Annotated in this window: 20 protein-coding genes and 1 pseudogene; 6 read left to right on the top strand and 15 right to left on the bottom strand. The window is 63.2% G+C overall.

The window, feature by feature from the left end; translation table 11 throughout:
* Positions 1–161: pseudogene (locus A2J01_RS37330) on the top strand (amino acid ABC transporter permease); the annotation flags it as partial.
* Positions 162–276: 115 nt separating this feature from the next.
* Here A2J01_RS37330 and recX read toward each other — a convergent pair.
* The 8 genes from recX to A2J01_RS36365 all read right to left on the bottom strand — a co-directional run bounded on the left by recX (position 277) and on the right by A2J01_RS36365 (position 6,782).
* Entirely contained in the window at positions 277–855 is a 579-nt protein-coding gene (gene recX / locus A2J01_RS12240; RefSeq protein ID WP_050655795.1) for a recombination regulator RecX, read from the bottom strand.
* A gap of 8 nt (positions 856–863) precedes the next feature.
* On the bottom strand, positions 864–1,901 hold the full coding sequence (gene recA / locus A2J01_RS12235; RefSeq protein WP_064112796.1) for a recombinase RecA: 1,038 nt from the start codon (positions 1,899–1,901) through the stop codon (positions 864–866).
* Positions 1,902–2,189: 288 nt separating this feature from the next.
* Complete coding sequence (locus A2J01_RS12230) at positions 2,190–2,384, bottom strand: DUF3046 domain-containing protein (RefSeq protein ID WP_003942185.1); 195 nt, start codon at positions 2,382–2,384, stop codon at positions 2,190–2,192.
* 52 nt (positions 2,385–2,436) lie between these two features.
* Positions 2,437–3,600 carry a glycosyltransferase gene (locus A2J01_RS12225; protein ID WP_064112794.1) on the bottom strand — a complete coding sequence of 388 codons (1,164 nt, stop codon included), beginning with the start codon at positions 3,598–3,600 and terminating at the stop codon, positions 2,437–2,439.
* A 12-nt stretch (positions 3,601–3,612) separates the two neighbouring features.
* Complete coding sequence (locus A2J01_RS12220; RefSeq protein ID WP_058226267.1) at positions 3,613–5,148, bottom strand: glycerol-3-phosphate dehydrogenase/oxidase; 1,536 nt, start codon at positions 5,146–5,148, stop codon at positions 3,613–3,615.
* A 2-nt stretch (positions 5,149–5,150) separates the two neighbouring features.
* Complete coding sequence (locus A2J01_RS12215; protein ID WP_050655792.1) at positions 5,151–5,789, bottom strand: TetR/AcrR family transcriptional regulator; 639 nt, start codon at positions 5,787–5,789, stop codon at positions 5,151–5,153.
* Between the two features lie 73 nt (positions 5,790–5,862).
* Positions 5,863–6,576, bottom strand: coding sequence for a PIG-L deacetylase family protein (locus A2J01_RS12210; protein ID WP_064112793.1), 714 nt, complete (start codon positions 6,574–6,576; stop codon positions 5,863–5,865).
* A gap of 17 nt (positions 6,577–6,593) precedes the next feature.
* On the bottom strand, positions 6,594–6,782 hold the full coding sequence (locus A2J01_RS36365) for a hypothetical protein (RefSeq protein ID WP_020907519.1): 189 nt from the start codon (positions 6,780–6,782) through the stop codon (positions 6,594–6,596).
* A gap of 225 nt (positions 6,783–7,007) precedes the next feature.
* Here A2J01_RS36365 and A2J01_RS12205 point away from each other — a divergent pair, with 225 nt between their 5' ends.
* Genes A2J01_RS12205 through A2J01_RS12195 form a run of 3 tightly spaced genes read left to right on the top strand, consistent with a single transcriptional unit; the run spans position 7,008 to position 8,893 of the window.
* Positions 7,008–7,604, top strand: coding sequence for a biotin transporter BioY (locus A2J01_RS12205; protein ID WP_007735162.1), 597 nt, complete (start codon positions 7,008–7,010; stop codon positions 7,602–7,604).
* Between the two features lie 6 nt (positions 7,605–7,610).
* Positions 7,611–8,291 (top strand): energy-coupling factor ABC transporter ATP-binding protein, encoded by a 681-nt coding sequence (locus A2J01_RS12200; RefSeq protein WP_007735161.1) that lies wholly within the window; start codon positions 7,611–7,613, stop codon positions 8,289–8,291.
* Positions 8,288–8,893, top strand: a complete 606-nt coding sequence (locus tag A2J01_RS12195) for an energy-coupling factor transporter transmembrane component T family protein (RefSeq protein WP_007735160.1) — start codon at positions 8,288–8,290, stop codon at positions 8,891–8,893. Before A2J01_RS12200 ends, A2J01_RS12195 begins: the two co-directional genes overlap by 4 nt.
* A 22-nt stretch (positions 8,894–8,915) precedes the next feature.
* Here A2J01_RS12195 and pspM read toward each other — a convergent pair whose 3' ends face one another.
* The 5 genes from pspM to pgsA form a co-directional block, all read right to left on the bottom strand.
* On the bottom strand, positions 8,916–9,761 hold the full coding sequence (gene pspM / locus A2J01_RS12190; RefSeq protein ID WP_231915772.1) for a phage shock envelope stress response protein PspM: 846 nt from the start codon (positions 9,759–9,761) through the stop codon (positions 8,916–8,918).
* Between the two features lie 31 nt (positions 9,762–9,792).
* Positions 9,793–10,605: a phage shock protein PspA gene (pspA, locus tag A2J01_RS12185; RefSeq protein ID WP_003942098.1), complete on the bottom strand. Its 813-nt coding sequence runs from the start codon at positions 10,603–10,605 to the stop codon at positions 9,793–9,795.
* Positions 10,606–10,761: 156 nt separating this feature from the next.
* On the bottom strand, positions 10,762–11,142 hold the full coding sequence (locus tag A2J01_RS12180; protein ID WP_003942191.1) for a helix-turn-helix domain-containing protein: 381 nt from the start codon (positions 11,140–11,142) through the stop codon (positions 10,762–10,764).
* Between the two features lie 90 nt (positions 11,143–11,232).
* Positions 11,233–11,730 (bottom strand): CinA family protein, encoded by a 498-nt coding sequence (locus tag A2J01_RS12175; RefSeq protein ID WP_030535560.1) that lies wholly within the window; start codon positions 11,728–11,730, stop codon positions 11,233–11,235.
* Positions 11,727–12,368 carry a CDP-diacylglycerol--glycerol-3-phosphate 3-phosphatidyltransferase gene (pgsA, locus tag A2J01_RS12170; protein ID WP_020969465.1) on the bottom strand — a complete coding sequence of 214 codons (642 nt, stop codon included), beginning with the start codon at positions 12,366–12,368 and terminating at the stop codon, positions 11,727–11,729. Before pgsA ends, A2J01_RS12175 begins: the two co-directional genes overlap by 4 nt.
* A 120-nt stretch (positions 12,369–12,488) precedes the next feature.
* Between pgsA and A2J01_RS12165 the strand changes: the two genes are divergently transcribed.
* On the top strand, positions 12,489–13,013 hold the full coding sequence (locus tag A2J01_RS12165) for an amino-acid N-acetyltransferase (protein ID WP_007735157.1): 525 nt from the start codon (positions 12,489–12,491) through the stop codon (positions 13,011–13,013).
* A gap of 58 nt (positions 13,014–13,071) precedes the next feature.
* A complete protein-coding gene (locus A2J01_RS12160) occupies positions 13,072–13,356 on the top strand; it encodes a YciI family protein (protein ID WP_064112792.1) in 285 nt (94 codons plus the stop codon).
* Positions 13,357–13,372: 16 nt separating this feature from the next.
* On the opposite strand, the gene A2J01_RS12155 is transcribed toward A2J01_RS12160, so the two are convergent.
* On the bottom strand, positions 13,373–14,353 hold the full coding sequence (locus A2J01_RS12155) for a TerC family protein (RefSeq protein WP_019748181.1): 981 nt from the start codon (positions 14,351–14,353) through the stop codon (positions 13,373–13,375).
* Positions 14,354–14,398: 45 nt separating this feature from the next.
* Positions 14,399–17,078 (bottom strand): DNA translocase FtsK (locus tag A2J01_RS12150; RefSeq protein WP_231915771.1); only part of this gene is annotated, 2,680 nt, incomplete at its 5' end.

Genomic DNA, 17,078 nt, shown 5'->3' with positions numbered 1-17,078 from the left:
TCGCCGCGATCATGATCGCTCTCAACTCGGCTCTGACCTTCCTGGCAACCAAGGTGGAGAAGCGCCTGCGGTCCGGGAAGCGAAAGGGCAAGGGCCCCATCGCGGCTCCGTCCGCCGACCCAGCTGTTTCGGTTCCGGGTATGGACCTGACCAAGCCGTGAATCAGATGGAGCCGTGAGTCGAATCCAGCCGCGTTAGCGTGAATACACAACAGGGCGGGGGTACCACCGAATTTCGGTGGTACCCCCGCCCTGTTGTTCTGAATGCTGCACTTCGCTACGAGTCGGTGACCGCCGCCATCTCGGCTTTGACCACCTCGTAGGACATCCCCGCTGAATATCCCTTGCGTGCCAGCATCGAGACCAGTCGACGCGTGGCCTTGTCGCGATCATCGACGGGCTTGTTCTTCAGCTTCCGCCGAACCAGCTCCGCTGCTCGCTCGCGTTCATCTTCCGGATCGATCTGTGACAACGCTTCGGAAGCGGTGTCCTGGTCGATTCCTTTGAGCCGCAACTCGACTGCAAGCGCACGCTTTCCCTTGCCCGAGTACGTATGCCGCGAATGAACCCACTGGTTCGCGAAGTCCGCGTCGTCGATCAACCCGATTTCTTGGAGTCGATCGAGGACCTTGGCAATGATCTCGGGCTCGAAGCCGCGCCCGCTCAGCTTTGTTTCCAGCTCGGAACGACTGCGCGCCCGGTCGGTCAGGAGGCGTAGGCAAGCATCTTTGGCCTGCGCCTCCGTCCCACCTTCTGCGCGTTGCGACGGCTTCTCGGATCGTTGACGGGATCGACGCCGAGGAGCGCCGTACTCTTCACGAGCATTCTCGCCGTTGTCACCGTCGTCGAAGCTCATGACTGAACTCAGAAGTCGGCGGGAGCTTCGTCGGTTGCAGTGACGTCAGCACCGATACCGAGCTTTTCCTTGATCTTCTTCTCGATCTCGTCGCGGATATCGGTGTTCTCCAGCAAGAACTTACGAGCATTTTCCTTGCCCTGACCCAACTGGTCACCTTCGTAGGTGTACCAGGAGCCGGACTTGCGGATGAACCCGTGCTCGACACCCATATCGATGAGCGAGCCTTCCTTGCTGATGCCCTGGCCGTAGAGAATATCGAACTCGGCCTGCTTGAACGGCGGCGCGACCTTGTTCTTGACGACCTTGACGCGAGTGCGGTTACCCACTGCGTCGGTACCGTCCTTGAGAGTTTCGATACGACGGATGTCGAGGCGGACCGAAGCGTAGAACTTCAGTGCCTTACCACCGGTGGTGGTTTCGGGAGAACCGAACATCACGCCGATCTTCTCGCGAAGCTGGTTGATGAAGATGACGGTGGTGCCCGAGTTGTTCATGGCACCGGTGATCTTGCGCAGCGCCTGACTCATCAGTCGAGCCTGCAAACCGACGTGGCTGTCACCCATCTCGCCTTCGATCTCGGCGCGAGGAACAAGAGCGGCCACGGAGTCGATCACGACGATGTCGAGGGCGCCTGAACGGATCAGCATGTCGGTGATTTCGAGGGCCTGCTCACCCGTGTCCGGCTGTGAGACCAGGAGTGCATCGGTATCGACGCCCAGCTTGGCTGCATAGTCGGGATCGAGTGCGTGCTCCGCGTCGATGAACGCCGCGATGCCGCCGTTGGCCTGAGCATTGGCAACTGCGTGCAGTGCCACGGTGGTCTTACCCGAGGACTCCGGGCCGGAGATCTCGATGACGCGGCCACGCGGCAGTCCGCCGATACCCAGCGCGACGTCGAGCGCGATGGAACCGGTGGGAATGACGGCGATGGGCTGGCGGACACCCTCACCCAGGCGCATCACCGAACCCTTGCCGAAGTTCTTGTCGATCTGCGCCAACGCGAGGTCGAGTGCCTTGTCCCGATCAGGTGCCTGTGGTGCCATCGTGATCCCCATCCTTGTTTCAGTCTTCAGTGCCTGCCTGAGCAGACTCCGTCTCTTCAGCGCCTGCCTGAGCCGACCCTGTTGGTGTGTTGCGATCAGAGTAGATCCGGCCACCGACAGACTTTTCGATCTTGCTTTAGCGCTTGTCGATCACCGCGTTTGTAGGTCACCGCGTTTGTAGAACATCGAAAGTTCGCAGTTACCAAAGGAGCGTCACCACCGAACAGCTTCAGCATAGACGAACACGTGTTCGAACAGAAGATGGGAGACGTTCGACACGCCGAAGAATCAGCGGCGGGCGGGTGGTACGTCGAACTCCACACAGAGCGCACGCCACACCTCGCGAGGCTCCCAGCCTGCTTCGACGGCCTCCGCGGCAGTCATTCCGTCGAGACTCTGGAGTACATGGTCGATCAGCATCGAGTCGCCTCGTACCTGCCCGAACTCTTCGCGCACCATTTCATGAAATTCGGTCAACCGCACAGCCGCCACCGTAGTCCACAGAGCGGTGCACCTGCATTCAGGCGCAACGTGCTCACGCCGTCACACCACCGTTGACCACCTGTCGGCACACCGCCACCGGATCGGTGACCTGCGACGCAGTCGCGGCAGCCGCTCTCGCAGCTTCCGCGAATCGTTTGTCGGAGAGCACCTGCAGTACGGCATCGCGAATCGACTGAGCATCTGCGGGCCGCACGATCACCGACGTCCCTGCCCGCGCAGCGCGATTGGCCAACTCCCACTGGTCCCCGCCCCCGGGAACGACGACCGTCGGCACGCCGGCCAGCAGGGCCTTCGCCAACATGCCGTGCCCGCCGCCACATACCAACACCGACGCGTCACGCAGCATCGTGTCCTGGCGTCCGAGACCTGCACGAACCCAATCAGGATGCTCACCTTCAGCCCCGTCGAGCATCGACGCGATCAGCCGCACACCGGCTCCGCCGAGTCCTTCGACCGTGCCCTCGAACATTCCCACTGCGCCGGTGTGCGCCGTGGAGGGCGCCACCATAACCAGCGGTTCGTCACCTGGCGGTGGATCCAGAATCACCTCGGTCGGCTCCCACAGAAGCGGTCCGACGACGTGAGCGCGCTCCGGCCAGTCGGGGCGAGGCACTTCGAGTGCCGGAAGTGTTGCGATCAGCCGCGCTTGCGGACCGGGATCCAGAGCGGGCAGTCCGACACCGACACGGGCCTGGGATCGCTGGGCCAACCCTTGCTTGATCGAACGTCCCGTCGCTGCGCGCATCAGGGTATCGCGGAGTCGACCACGAATTCCGACGCCGGGAGCGAGCCCACTGCCGATCGGCGGCAACCCCCGTGAAGGTGAGTACAGCGGGTGAGGCGAGAGTTCCACCCAGGGGATGCCAAGTCTTTCGGCGGCCAATCCGCCTCCGGCAGTGAGGATGTCGGAAACGACGAGATCCGGGGAGACGGACTTCAGGTCGGGAAGCAGTTCGGTGGAAATATAGGCGGCGCGCGAATGAATCCGAGCGCCTGCATCAAGATCGTCGTCTCCCGGCCGCGGGGCCAAGCCCTTGAGCGGCTCGGCTTCCACGCCGGCTGCTCGCGCTGCCTCGACCCACCGGGTCCCCGTGTACAGGATCGGTTCGTCGCCGGCCTGGATCAACGCCAGCGACAACGCTATTGCGGGAAAAGCATGACCCGGGTCCGGCCCGGCAACAACGGCTACACGCACCGGATCAGAGTGTCACACCGAGTGAAAGGCCTGTTCCGCCGCACCCAGTGCGCGTTCGCGATCCGAAGCCACCAATCCGATTCTCGTCCTGCGATCGAGGACGTCGTCGACGTCGAGGGCGCCTTCATGCGACACCGCGAAATCGAACTCGGCACCGCAGATCTCCAAGTCCGCAACCGACCGGAGACGATCGCCGCTCGCCGCGGCAACGACCTCGGCCTCGGTGCCGTATCGCGCCACCAATGACGCGGGTGCCTTGATCTTCTTCAATTCCGCCGGTGATGCAGCGCCTACCAGCGGCAACGCACGTGTCCGACACGCCCCGGCGCTCAGCGACCCGACCTCGACCGCAGCGTCGACGGCGTCTTCGGCCATCTTGCGGTACGTCGTGAGTTTTCCGCCTACCACCGTGACCAAGCCCGAGTCCGAACGGACTACAGCGTGATTGCGCGAGAGGTCGGCCGTCGAGCCTTCACCGGTGTCCAGCAGCGGACGCAGACCCGCGAAGGTCCCCAAGACGTCCCCACGGGTCAGCGGAACTTCCAACGCCGTGTTCACGGTGTCGAGCAGGAAGCCGATCTCGTCCTCGGACGCCGTCGGTACGTCAGGCACCGGTCCCGGCGCTGCTTCGTCGGTCAACCCGAGGTAGATCCGGCCGAGCTGGGCGGGCAGGGCGAAGACGAAACGGTTGGTCTCGCCGGGAATCGGCACGGTCAGTGCTGCCGTGGGGTTCCCCAATCGCGCTGCATCGAGCACCAGGTGCGTCCCGCGGCTGGGGCGCAGGGTGATGCTGGAGTCGACCTGATCAGCCCAGACACCGGTCGCATTGACCACGACGCGGGCACGCATCAAGAACTCGGATCCGGTCAACTCGTCGCGCAAGGTGGCCGACGTTCCGGATACGTCGTATGCACCGACGCGGGTCAGGATTCGCGCGCCGTGCGACGCTGCGGTTCTGGCGATACCGACGACGAGGCGGGCGTCGTCGATGAGCTGCCCGTCGAACGCGGTCAAGGCGCCTCGTAGGTTTTCCCGCTTGACCGCGGGAGCCAATTCGCGCGCTCGAGCAGCGCTGACCGTCCGTGATCTGGGCAGCACCGAAGCCGGGGTTCGCGCCGACATGCGCAGAGCGTCACCAGCCAGGAAACCGGTACGCACCAGGGCCTTCCCGAAGAACGACGTTTCGGGCAACAGCGGTACGAGTTGGGGCATGGCGCGAACGAGGTGCGGCGCGGTGCGCGTCATGAGAATGCCGCGCTCGACCGCACTTTCACGCGCTATACCGACATTGCCGGAAGCCAGGTACCGAAGGCCGCCGTGTGCGAGTTTCGAACTCCAGCGGCTGGTGCCGAACGCGAGGTCGTGCTTTTCGACCAGCGCAACACTGAGCCCACGAGTCACGGCGTCGAGAGCGACACCGACACCGGTGATTCCGCCGCCGATCACCAGGACGTCGACCGAATCGCCGTTCGCCAACTGCTCGAGTTCACGAGTACGCCGTTGTGCGTTGAGCGCTGAATCGCTGCCTGCTGAATCTAGGGGACTCACAGCTATTCTCCCGAATTCTTGACGGGTGCCAGATAAGCAGCGACCGCATATCGAAGTTGCTCGACCGACGCATCGGAGGAAAGCTCCGGCTCGAGAGTCGGCGCAGAAATGACGACGGACTGAGCCATCAGTAGAACCATCGCCGCGATCTCGTTGACGCTTCCCTCGCGAATCGAACCGTCTTGTTGGCCGGCCGCGACAACGGATGTGATCAGCTCGAGAATCGACTTCTGGCTCGCGCCGAGCCGGTCCACGATGTAGGTCGTCAGCAATTCTTGATCAGCTTGCCGAATTTTCACGAAGAGCGGATGGTCGCGAATCTGGCCGACGACGTCACCGATCGCCTCCACGAGCAACGTGCCGGCAGACCCGTTGAAGGTCACCTCGGGCAGCACCGATCGGATCTCCCGGGTGAGCAGGTCCGCGACGACAGCTCGCGTGTCCGGCCATCGCCGGTAGACCGTCGGTCGGCTCACGCCGGCGCGACGCGAGATCTCGGCAAGTGTGGTTCGCTGCATTCCGAAATCGAGGACACACGACCTTGCTGCGTCGAGAATCACGTCGTCGATCTCGCGGCTGGGGATGCGCTGACCATCTGCCTTGCGAGGGGCAAATGAGTCATCTGCGTTACGGATTACCATCGTGTGTAACACAATACCGGACAAGTCACCGGCAATCCCGTCGGGACTTGCGATTTCTCTCGCTCAGAGATCATCAGAAATAGTACAACTCGAAACCAACTGCTCGCTCGGCGTCGAAACCAGGCTTCGGTCCGCTGACCATGTCGATCTGTGCGCGCGCCTGTTCCCGGATCGGCGTGGAACTCAGCGCCGCCAGATATCGCGCATGTTCCGCGAGCGAATCCACGGCGCGATCGACCGTCGACGTCACGTCGACGCAGTGTGTGGGAGTCATCGTATTGACCGCAACCCACCGAACACCGGGCCACGGCGCCAGTCCCTGCGCCGTCAACGAGGGAAAGATCCATTCGTTTGCTGCGTCGGCAGTTGCGTCGAGAACGCTGATCCCGAGTGCACGGTGATCTGCGCTGTTCAGATAGCCGGGGCCCCAGGTGTGGGAGAAGTTCATCGTCACCACCAATTCCGGACGGTGGCGGCGAATTGCTGCGGCGAGAGTCGAGCGCAACTCCAAGCCTTCCACGAGACGACCGTCGGGCAGGCCGAGGAACTCCACCTCACCGACACCGACGATCGCGGCCGAGCGACGCGCTTCTTCCTCGCGGATCGGGCCGGACTCTTCGGGCGACAGACCGGCGATTCCGGCCTCGCCGCGCGTGGCCAGGACATATCGCACGTCTTTGCCGCGATCGGTCCACTGCGCCACTGCTGCGGCTGCGCCGTATTCGATGTCATCGGGATGCGCCACGATGACAATCGCGCGCTGCCAGTCCTCGGGGAAGTTTTCCATAGGGCAGATCTTGCCCTTCAGAACCGCGAAGCGGGCGAATTGTCGTCACTTCCCGACATCGCCTTCACCAGGAAGTAGATTCCGAAGCCGACAGCGCCGACCACCAGAACCCAGAAAAGCCCCTTGATCAGCGCACCGACCACCGCGAGTGCGACCCACACCAATACGACGGCCAAAACGATCTTCCAAAACATGCTTACCTCCAACGTGCCGTTGAATAATCAGTCGAATCGAACAGGTGCTGCGTCGTCCGTAGAACCAGCCTGACAGGTCTGGCGTGACAAAGCAGCAGCTCAGCGGCAAGTTCAGGTAAAGATCAGGGTTCACCCCGAGACCGGCCCTCACGCAGGTCAGGTGTCCAACCCATGGGAGCTTGCTCCTGGCGTAAACTCGCGAAGTTCGATCCCGTATGCCGAAGGAGCACGTCCGCAGTGTCTACGACCCGTTTCCCCGCTCGCGATCTCGCGCATGTAGCCGTCTTCGCCGCACTCATCATCGCGCTGGGCCTACCCGGGTCGATCAACATCGGCATTTCCGGCGTGCCGATCACCCTTCAGTCCATGGGCGTCATGATGGCCGGCGCTCTACTCGGACCGCGCAAGGGTGTTCTCGCCGTCCTGACGGTCATTGCTCTGGGATTGGTCGGTCTACCGGTCCTTGCCGGCGGTCGCACCGCACTCGTGTCTCTCTCGAGCCCGACAGCCGGATTCCTCATCGGTTGGATCCCGACGGCGTTTGTCATCGGATGGCTGACCGCCAAGATGCTGCCCAAGTACCGGATCATCGCGGGCATCGGCATCAACCTCCTCGGCGGCGTCGTCGTTCTCTACGCGTTCGGCATCGTAGGAATGATGGTCCGCGGACACATGAGCTTCGTTGCCGCATGGTCGGCCAACGCCGCCTTCATCCCGCTCGACGCCGCAAAAGCAGTCGTCACCGCGTTGGTCGCGTCCCAGGTTCACCGGGCATACCCGGCACTACTGCGCGACTCGGTGATCTCGTCGAACAAGACCGTGGTGGCGAATTAATCTCCGATGAGTGAGATCGTCTTCGAGAACGTCGGACACAGCTTCGGTGAACGAACGGTCCTGCAGCAGATAGATCTGCGACTGAGCGAGCAGCGAATCGGAATCGTGGGTGCGAACGGAAGCGGCAAGTCGACGCTCGCTCGCATGATCAACGGACTGGTCGTTCCGACGGAAGGACACGTCCACGTCAACGGCTTGGACACGGCGAAGAAGGGCCGCGACGTACGCAAGCAGGTCGGATTCGTCTTCACCGATCCCAACCACCAGATCGTGATGCCGACGGTTGCCGAGGACATCGAATTCTCGCTCCGCCGTAGCGGATTGGGCAAAGCCGAGCGCGCCGCAAAGGTGGCCTCGGTGCTCGAACGCTACGGCCTCGCCGGGCACGCCGACCATCCCACCCACCAGCTTTCGGGCGGGCAGAAACAGCTCCTCGCGCTCGCGGCCATCATGGTGACGGAACCGAACGTACTCGTCGCCGACGAACCCACCACGCTCCTCGACCTTCGCAACTCTCGGCTGATCAGCTCGGTATTCGAGTCACTCGATCAGCAACTGATCGTCGTGACCCACCAACTCGATCTCCTCGAGTCCTTCGAACGGGTGTTGGTCGTCGACCAAGGCCGCGTCGTCGCTGACGGTTCCCCCGCCGACTCCATCGATCACTACCGGTCGTTGGTCTCGTGACCACTCTCGGCGTCTACCGTCCGGGCCGCTCACTCCTGCACCGGATGCCGACGGGAATCAAGCTCTTCGCCTTGGTCGTGGCCATCCTCGCCGTCTCGATCTTCGTTCGTGAGCCGTGGCAACTGGCAGCTCCCACGATCGTCGTTGTGGCCCTGTACGCGGTTGCGCGCATTCCTCCGATGACTGCGATCCGGCAGCTGCGTCCGGCGCTGTGGATGTTGCTCTTCATCGGGGCGTTCCAGCTGGTAGTCGCGGGATGGCAGCGAGCGGCCGTCGTGTGCGGGGTTCTGATCATTTCGATCGCCTTCGCGGCGATCATGGGTCTGACCACGCGGATCTCCGAGATGCTCGACGCGATCACCCGGTTCCTGACACCCTTGCGACGCTTCGGCGTCAATCCCGAACGGATCGCTTTGCTCCTCGCAATGACGATCCGGTGCATCCCGCTGATGTTCGAGGTCATCACACAGGTGTCAGAGGCACGCAAGGCACGAGGGCTCGGCTTCTCGCTGCGTTCCTTCGCAGTGCCGGTCATCGTAGGCACCCTGATGACCGCAGATGCGATGGGTGAAGCATTGGCAGCCCGCGGCGCCGACGACTGAGCGCCAATCAGACCAGGAACTGTCAGTTGTACTTGCGGGTGATGTCGTCCACCTCGCCGATGGCGTCGGCAAGCGCCGAAAGTCGCTCGGCGGCCGCGTGCAGCGCCGAGAGTTCTCGGTTGAATCCCACCAGAGCCGAAGGGCTGTGAGGCGCTGTCAATGCAGCTGCGGAGGTCACCAGATCCTCGTACTGATCCAACCCCGACTGCAACTCAAGAACTGCGCCGTCGATGGTGGGATCAAGAGGTTCGGTCACCTTGGGTGTAGCGGCCACGGCGCGTTCCATTGCGACGACATCCGAAGACACCGCGAACATCGCTCTCAATGCCGAATCGGCGGTAACAGTGATTTCGTCCAACTCACCGGGGTCGATGGTGTCGGCGCGCCTGAGCACACTCAAGATCTCGAACAACGAAGTCTCGGCGCCGATGAGGCGAGACATCGGGATGAACGCGCGAGACGACGACGGTGGCAAGCGCCGGCGAATCGGCGCCGACGGCGGTGGGCCGGAACTCATCGAACGGTAGCGGCCGACCGCGATGACGGCGGGAACCGCGAACAGTGCCGCTCCCCCGCCTGCCACGACCCCCGACCACTCGGGGGCCGACGCAACAGCAAGGCCGGCCGTGCCGACCACTGATCCGCCGGACATGAAACCCCAACGCTGAGCGCGTCGACGTGCACGGGCACGTTTGCGCTCGAATTTGGCGCGCGGGTCCTGCCACCGCCGAGCGGCATCCGCCGCAGACAGTCCGACCTCGCGCAATGTGTCCGCGGTGCGTCCCAACGCTCCGAAGGCGCCGGATACGGAAACGGGAACGGCCGACCGGGGCTCGCGCCCAGGTCGACCGTCTCGTGAAGAAAACATCAGAGCATCACTGCCGACATCGAGGATTCGGCTACTGCCCGGTCTGACCGGCAGCCGGGGGCTGCTTCTCGACGGACGGAGTCGCAGGGGTGGCTGCTGCGCCGCCGGAAGGCAGTGCCTCGCCCTTCATGGAAGCGCGAATCTGCTCGAGGCGACTGTGCCCCGCCATCTGGACCGAGGCCTGCTGGACCTCCATCATGCGGCCCTGAACGGAGTTCTGGGCGAGCTCGGCAGAGCCGAGTGCGTCGGCGTAACGCCGCTCGATCTTGTCGCGCACAGCATCGAGGCTGGGTGTGTTGCCGGGAGCCGACAGCGTGCTGTCCATGGACCGAAGGGACTCGCTCACGCGCTCCTGCATCTTGGCCTGCTCCAGCTGGCTGAGCAGCTTGGTGCGCTCGGCAACCTTTGCCTGCAGAGTCATCGCGTTCTGCTCGACAGCCTTCTTGGCCTGAGCGGCGGCCTGCAAGGACTGGTCGTGCAGTGCCTTCAGATCTTCGACGCCCTGCTCGGCCGTCACCAACTGGGCCGCAAAAGCTTCGGCAGCGTTGGTGTACTGGATCGCCTTGTCGTTGTCGCCGGCAGCAGCGGCCTGATCGGCGAGGTTGACGGCCTGGCGCGCGTTGGCGTTGAGCTTTTCGACCTCGTCGAGTTGACGGCTGAGCTTCATCTCGAGTTGACGCTGATTACCGATCACCGACGCAGCCTGCTGGGACAACGCCTGATGCTGGCGCTGTGCGTCCTCGATCGCCTGCTGAATCTGAACCTTTGGATCTGCCTTCTCATCGATCTTCGAATTGAAGAGCGCCATCAGGTACTTCCAGCCCTTGACGAAAGGATTAGCCATTGGTTTGATCCTGCCTCCATCTGATGCGCCGCGCCGAACGCGACCCGGAGCGCGACCGTCGCGCACCGAAACAAGGGCTGCGCCCTATCTGCTCTGACCCCACCTGCTGGAAACCGGCGGTTACGTACAAAATCTATCGGTTACGGCCGGTAGTGGCTACGCCGCCGCCAACCTTCGAGCGTTCGGTGCCGGAATCACGACGCGGGTATCGCGTGCGATTGTCGGCGAACCGGAAGCCGAGACCGAACCGGAAGCCGACACGGCGGGTTCGGCGACCTGTCGACCAGCTACCGGAGCGCTCTTCTTCGTGGCCAGGGTCTCGCTCACGTCGACCAGCACGTCGGACAGTGGGACTGCGAGCGCATCACAGATCGCCGCCAACAGTTCGCTCGATGCTTCCTTACGTCCACGTTCCACTTCGGACAGATAGCCCAAGCTCACACGCGCGCTGTTCGACACCTCACGTAGCGTGCGGCTCTGCGAAACGCGCGTACGCCGGAGACTGTCACCGATTGCCTCACGCAATAGCAGCGCCATCTCGCTCCTCCTTCATCCGTGACCTCATCGTGCATGGTCGTACGTCTTCACAATCGTCAACGTCCGAACACATCCGATTGGTTCCCGAGCCTATCGTGCCGCACGCTCTGCGACACGATCACGTAACCGCGACACGGCAGTTGCGACTGCGGTTGTCCGAATCTCCCACCGTTCGCCGCCGAGCGCGAGCGGTACGCATTCGGTTCCGTCCGGACCGGCGATACCGAGAAACACCGTTCCGACCGGGTGTCCGTCCTGCTCACTCGGACCGGCGACTCCGGTCAGTCCGATACCCCAGTCGGCGCCGCACCTCGTCCGGGCACCGAGCGCCAAAGCCACGGCGGTGCTCTCGGACACGGGGCCGTCCGTTGCCAGACGCTCGGGATCCACGCCCGCCAGCGTCGCTTTCAAGTCGGTCGCGTACACGACCAGGCCCCCACGCAGCACCGCGCTCGACCCCGGCACGGACGCGACCGCAGCCGTGAACAAGCCAGCCGTCAGAGATTCGGCGGCGGCGACAGTATGCCTCGCGGCGCCAAGGGCGTCGACGAGTTCGACCACTCCGAGTGCGAGCAGCGGGTCCGTCATGACTCGACTGCGCGAACTCCGGCGCGAAGCCTGATCGCCTGCACGATGTATTCGATTCCCGTCGCCACCGTCAGCACGACGGCAGCAGCCATCAGCAATCCGCTGACGATGTCCCAACTGCTCGGCAGCGGGCACAGGTAGAACCCGATCGCGACGGCCTGCACGAGGGTCTTGAGCTTGCCGCCCTTGCCCGCCGGGATGACCGCGTGCCGCAGTACCGCGAACCGCAACAGCGTGATTCCGAGTTCTCGGGCGATGATTATTCCGGTCACCCACCACGACAGGTCACCGAGAACCGAAAGACCGATCAGCGCGGCTCCGATCAGTGCCTTGTCCGCGATCGGGTCCATGAGTTTCCCGAAATCGGTGACCAGACCGTACTTCCGAGCCAATTGGCCGTCGATCCGATCCGTGATCGCGGCGACGATGAACACGCCCATTGCCCCGAGACGCCACCACGTCGAGTGTCCGCCGTCGACGAACAGAACAACGAGAAAAACCGGAACGAGAACCATTCGGACCATCGTGAGAATGTTCGCGATGTTCAGCAACGGAACCGGGTTGTCCGCGACAGGTGTGCCGTCGGACGGGCCGACGGCGGCGCGATGGGCGTCGGTCTGATCGCGCGGGGTACTCATCGGATCACCGCACAGGTGGTGAGCCGAACCCGGGACAAAGCCGAGCGGCGCGGGAATTGCGTGGGGCGGACAGGCACGCGACTTAGAATATCGGTAGTGCCATTGACTAATGTGCACCACATGACTTCGACCGCGCCGACCTATACCGAGAGCCAGTTGATCGTGCGTCGCGCGCGAACGTCGGACATCCCCGAAATCAAGCGTCTGATCGACATCTACGCCGGCAAGATCCTCCTCGAGAAGAATCTCGTGACGCTGTACGAGGCAGTCCAGGAGTTCTGGGTCGCCGAGCGAGGCGGCCAGGTAATCGCTTGCGGCGCACTGCATGTGCTGTGGGCGGACCTGGGTGAGATCCGCACCGTCGCAGTCGATCCGACTGCCAAAGGCCAGGGCGCAGGTTTCCACGTCGTCGACAAACTCATCGAGGTCGCCAAGGAATTGGAGTTGGAACGGTTGTTCGTTTTGACGTTCGAGACCGAGTTCTTCCACCGTCACGGATTCGCGGAGATCGACGGCACCCCCGTCACCGCCGAGGTCTATGCGGAAATGTGTCGGTCCTACGACGCCGGCGTCGCCGAGTTCCTCGATCTGAGCTATGTGAAACCCAACACACTCGGCAATACTCGCATGCTCCTGACTCTCTGAACCGTTCAGACTCTTCACACACCACCCTCTCGATCACCAGCCCCGAAAGCGGTTCACGATGTCGTTGTTCCTCGTCGAATACACCTACGCGCCCGAGAAGAACGCTCAGCGCGACGAAGTCCGTAGCGATCACCGCGCGTGGCTCGCGGATCTGGTTTCCCGCTCGATCGTCTTGTCATCCGGCCCGTTTGCAGATGGAAACGGCGCGCTGATCATCGTCGACGCCGCAGACGCCGACACCGTTTCCCTCCTCTTCACCCACGATCCGTTCGCGATCGCCGATTTGATCAAGAAGGTCCGGATCACCGAGTGGGTTCCGGTGTTGGGTCAGTTCAGCGCCTGAGAGCCCCGGCCCCGGCTTACTCCCCCGCCCGGTCGCGAGTCTTCAACAGGCTCGCGACCGTCGTCACCGCCAATACTCCGATGATCACTCCGAGTGAGAGTGCCGTGGAGATTTCCGGGACGGAGACGTGTTCACCTCCGTTGACGAACGAGAGGGTGTTCTCGTGCAACGCGTGAAGTACCAATTTCACACCGATGAACGCCAGGATTATCGAGAGCCCGTACGAGAGATAGACCAGCCGTTCGAGCAACCCACCGATCAGGAAGTACAGCTGCCGTAGACCCATCAGCGCGAAGGCGTTGGCGGTGAACACCAGATACGGTTCCTGGGTCAGACCGTAGATCGCCGGAATCGAATCGAGCGCGAAGAGCACGTCGGCAAACCCGATTGCGATGAGCGCCAACAACAACGGTGTCACGACGCGCTTGCCGTCGATCCGGGTGATCAGTTTGTCCCCGTCGTATTCCTCGGTTGTCGGCAGCACCCGCTTCACGAGTGAGATGATGCGACTGTCGCGCTTCTCCTCGGCTTCCTTCTCATGCCCGTGATCGCGGATCAGGGTGTACGCGGTGTAGATCAGGAACGCACCGAAGAGGTAGAACACCCAGCTGTACGCATTGATGGCGGCCGCACCGACTCCGATGAAGATTCCGCGCATCACCAATGCGAGGACGATGCCGATCAGCAGGACTTTCTGCTGGAACTCTCGCGGGACGGCGAACGTCGACATGATGATCACGAAGACGAACAGATTGTCGACCGAGAGCGCCTTCTCCGTGACGTAGCCGGCGAAGTACTCACCGCCGTACGTGGTGCCCCAGATCCACATCACGACGAGGCCGAAGACGATGGCGATCGAAATGTAGACCGTCGACCAGAATGCGGACTCCCGGAAGGTCGGCGCATGCGGAGTGCGGACGTGGGCGAAGAAGTCGAAGACGAACAGGCCGAGGATCACCACGATCGTGATTCCCCAAGCCAACGGCGTCACATGCACGGGTTCCTCCGGTCGTCTGTCGACGGCTTCTCCGCCGAGGTGTCCCTACTCGTCTGCAGGTGCCTCATCCGGGTCGCCGCCGCGTATCGACCACAGCAGACCGTCGAGCTCCTCGGGCTTCATGAGCACCTCGCGTGCCTTCGAGCCCTCGCTGGGTCCGACGACGCCGCGGTTTTCCATGAGGTCCATCAGTCTGCCGGCCTTGGCGAACCCGACTCGTAGCTTGCGCTGCAACATCGACGTCGAACCGAATTGACTCGTGATGACCAATTCCACGGCCTGCAGGAGGACATCCATGTCGTCCCCGATGTCAGGATCGACGTCTTTCTTCTCCCCTGCCTTCTGCGCGGTGACACCTTCGGTGTACTCGGGCTCGGCCTGGTTCTTCGCGAAGTCGACGACCGCCGAGATTTCCTCGTCGGTGATGAACGCGCCCTGCATACGGGTCGGCTTACCCGCGCCCATGGGCAGGAAGAGGCCGTCACCCATACCGATGAGCTTCTCGGCGCCGGGCTGATCGAGGATGACTCGCGAGTCCGTCAGTGAAGACGTCGCGAACGCCAGACGCGAAGGCACGTTGGTCTTGATCAGGCCGGTGACGACGTCGACGGACGGGCGCTGCGTTGCCAGCACCAGGTGGATACCGGCAGCACGGGCTTTCTGCGTGATGCGGACGATTGCTTCTTCGACGTCGCGCGGCGCGGTCATCATGAGGTCTGCCAGCTCGTCCACGATCGCCAGGATGTAGGGGTACGGACGGTAGACGCGCTCGCTGCCCAGCGGGGCGGTGATTTCGCCGGACTTGACCTTGGAGTTGAAGTCGTCGATATGACGCACCCGGTTGGCCTGCATGTCCTGGTAGCGCTGTTCCATCTCCTCGACCAACCAGGCCAGCGCTGCCGCTGCCTTCTTCGGCTGAGTGATGATAGGCGTGATCAGGTGCGGGATACCTTCGTACGGCGTGAGCTCGACCATCTTGGGGTCGATGAGGATCATCCGTACTTCTTCCGGCGTTGCTCGGGTGAGCAACGAGACGAGCATCGAGTTCACGAAGCTCGACTTACCCGAGCCGGTCGAGCCTGCCACCAGAAGGTGGGGCATCTTCGCGAGGTTCGCACTGACGAAGTCACCTTCGATGTCCTTACCCAGACCGATCACCAGCGGATGGTGATCGCGTCGGGTGCTCGGCGCGTTCAAAACGTCGGCGAGGCGGACCATTTCGCGGTCGGAGTTCGGTACCTCGATACCCACCGCGGACTTACCCGGAATGGGGGCCAGGAGGCGGACGTTGTCGGTTGCCACGGCGTACGCGATGTTGCGGGCGAGCGCGGTGATCTTCTCGACCTTCACGCCTGGGCCGAGTTCGACCTCGTAGCGCGTCACCGTCGGTCCGCGGGTGAAACCGGTAACAGCGGCATCGATCTTGAACTGTTCGAGGACTTCGCTGATCGCCTCGATCATCGCGTCGTTCGCAGAACTGCGAAGCTTGGGCGGGTCTCCCTCGATCAGCAACGTCGTCGGCGGGAGGTTGTAGTCGCCGTCGGTGACCCGATCGGTGACGAAGTGTTCCTTCTCCTCCGGCTCCGGTTCGGGTTTCGGCACGGGCTTGGCGATGGGGACCGAACGCGCAGGCACCTTGGGGCGCGGTGCCGGCGTCTCCACGACGGGCGCTGCCGCAGCCGCGACGGGCTCGTCGGGTACTGCGGTGTCGTCGGCGTTCCACAGACCGAGGACTTCGGTCTTCTTGTCTCCGGATTCGAACTCGTCCGTCGGGTAGTTGTCGATCGGTGCGCGTCGGCTGGTCCGCTTGGCGGGCTTGAGCGGCGGCTCGGCGTAGGTGTCGACCGGGTAGCCGTCGGCGTCGAACAGTGAAGGATCGTAAGCAGATTCGCCGTAGTGGTGCTCACCGTCCTCGTCGAATTCGGATCCGTAGTCGCCATATTCGTCCGAGCGATACGAGGCGCCGAAGAAGGACTGGAACTTGCTCGGCACCTCACGCAGAGTCGTTCCGGTCAGAAGGAGGATTCCGAATCCGGCGGCGATGACCAGCAGCGGCGCAGACAGCCAGACGGTGAGCCCGTTGGTGAGCGGGCCGCCCACGACGTATCCGACAAACCCTGCGCCGTTGGAGCGACCGGTGGCGTCTGTCGGTGAACCCGAGATGATGTGCCAGAGGCCGAGCGCCGGCAGACCGACCAGCAAGGATCCCATGATCAGTCGGGGCCGGATCTCAGGTTTCGGTTCGGTGCGCATCAACAGGATCGCGAGACCGACGCCGACGATGGGGAGCACGGCCGAGGCCGCGCCGAAGATCGCCCGCACGAGGGTGTCGATGCCGCCGCCGATCGGACCACCGGCCTTGAACCAGACGCCACCGGCGATGACGACGCTGAATGCGATCAGGCCGAGCGCTATTCCGTCGCGGCGGTGGCCGGCTTCGATCTCGCCGACCTTACTGACGGTGCGTGTGGTGGCGCCGACGCCGCGGGCAGCCAGGGACCACCCGGCTCCGATTCCCTTGCCCACAGCGGCCAACGGGCTGGCCCGCTGAGAGGTTTTCGATACCGGGCGGCGCGCGGCCGACGACGTACCGGACGCCTTCTTGGGCGCCGGCTTGGAGCCTTTGCCCGACGCGGGGCGCCCACCAGCCCTGGCCGAAGTCGTGACATTTCGAGGAGTCGATACGGTTCGCGTGGTGCGCGAGGCACGAGGTTTTGCGGTTGCG

Source organism: Rhodococcus sp. EPR-134, from assembly GCF_001647205.1.
GTDB classification, from domain to species: domain Bacteria; phylum Actinomycetota; class Actinomycetes; order Mycobacteriales; family Mycobacteriaceae; genus Rhodococcus_F; species Rhodococcus_F qingshengii.
Note: the sequence above shows the minus strand (reverse complement) of the source record. Positions and strands in the feature narration are given on the sequence as shown.

Bases quoted from the DNA above. Each gene is read 5' to 3' on its own strand.
- recX (WP_050655795.1), bottom strand. From the start codon at position 855: ATGAGCTTCGACGACGGTGACAACGGCGAGAATGCTCGTGAAGAGTAC.
- recA (WP_064112796.1), bottom strand. From the start codon at position 1,901: ATGGCACCACAGGCACCTGATCGGGACAAGGCACTCGACCTCGCGTTG.
- A2J01_RS12215 (WP_050655792.1), bottom strand. From the start codon at position 5,789: ATGGTAATCCGTAACGCAGATGACTCATTTGCCCCTCGCAAGGCAGAT.
- A2J01_RS12210 (WP_064112793.1), bottom strand. From the start codon at position 6,576: ATGGAAAACTTCCCCGAGGACTGGCAGCGCGCGATTGTCATCGTGGCG.
- A2J01_RS12200 (WP_007735161.1), top strand. From the start codon at position 7,611: ATGAGTGAGATCGTCTTCGAGAACGTCGGACACAGCTTCGGTGAACGA.
- pspM (WP_231915772.1), bottom strand. From the start codon at position 9,761: ATGTTTTCTTCACGAGACGGTCGACCTGGGCGCGAGCCCCGGTCGGCC.
- pspA (WP_003942098.1), bottom strand. From the start codon at position 10,605: ATGGCTAATCCTTTCGTCAAGGGCTGGAAGTACCTGATGGCGCTCTTC.
- A2J01_RS12180 (WP_003942191.1), bottom strand. From the start codon at position 11,142: ATGGCGCTGCTATTGCGTGAGGCAATCGGTGACAGTCTCCGGCGTACG.
- A2J01_RS12175 (WP_030535560.1), bottom strand. From the start codon at position 11,730: ATGACGGACCCGCTGCTCGCACTCGGAGTGGTCGAACTCGTCGACGCC.
- pgsA (WP_020969465.1), bottom strand. From the start codon at position 12,368: ATGAGTACCCCGCGCGATCAGACCGACGCCCATCGCGCCGCCGTCGGC.
- A2J01_RS12165 (WP_007735157.1), top strand. From the start codon at position 12,489: ATGACTTCGACCGCGCCGACCTATACCGAGAGCCAGTTGATCGTGCGT.
- A2J01_RS12160 (WP_064112792.1), top strand. From the start codon at position 13,072: ATGTCGTTGTTCCTCGTCGAATACACCTACGCGCCCGAGAAGAACGCT.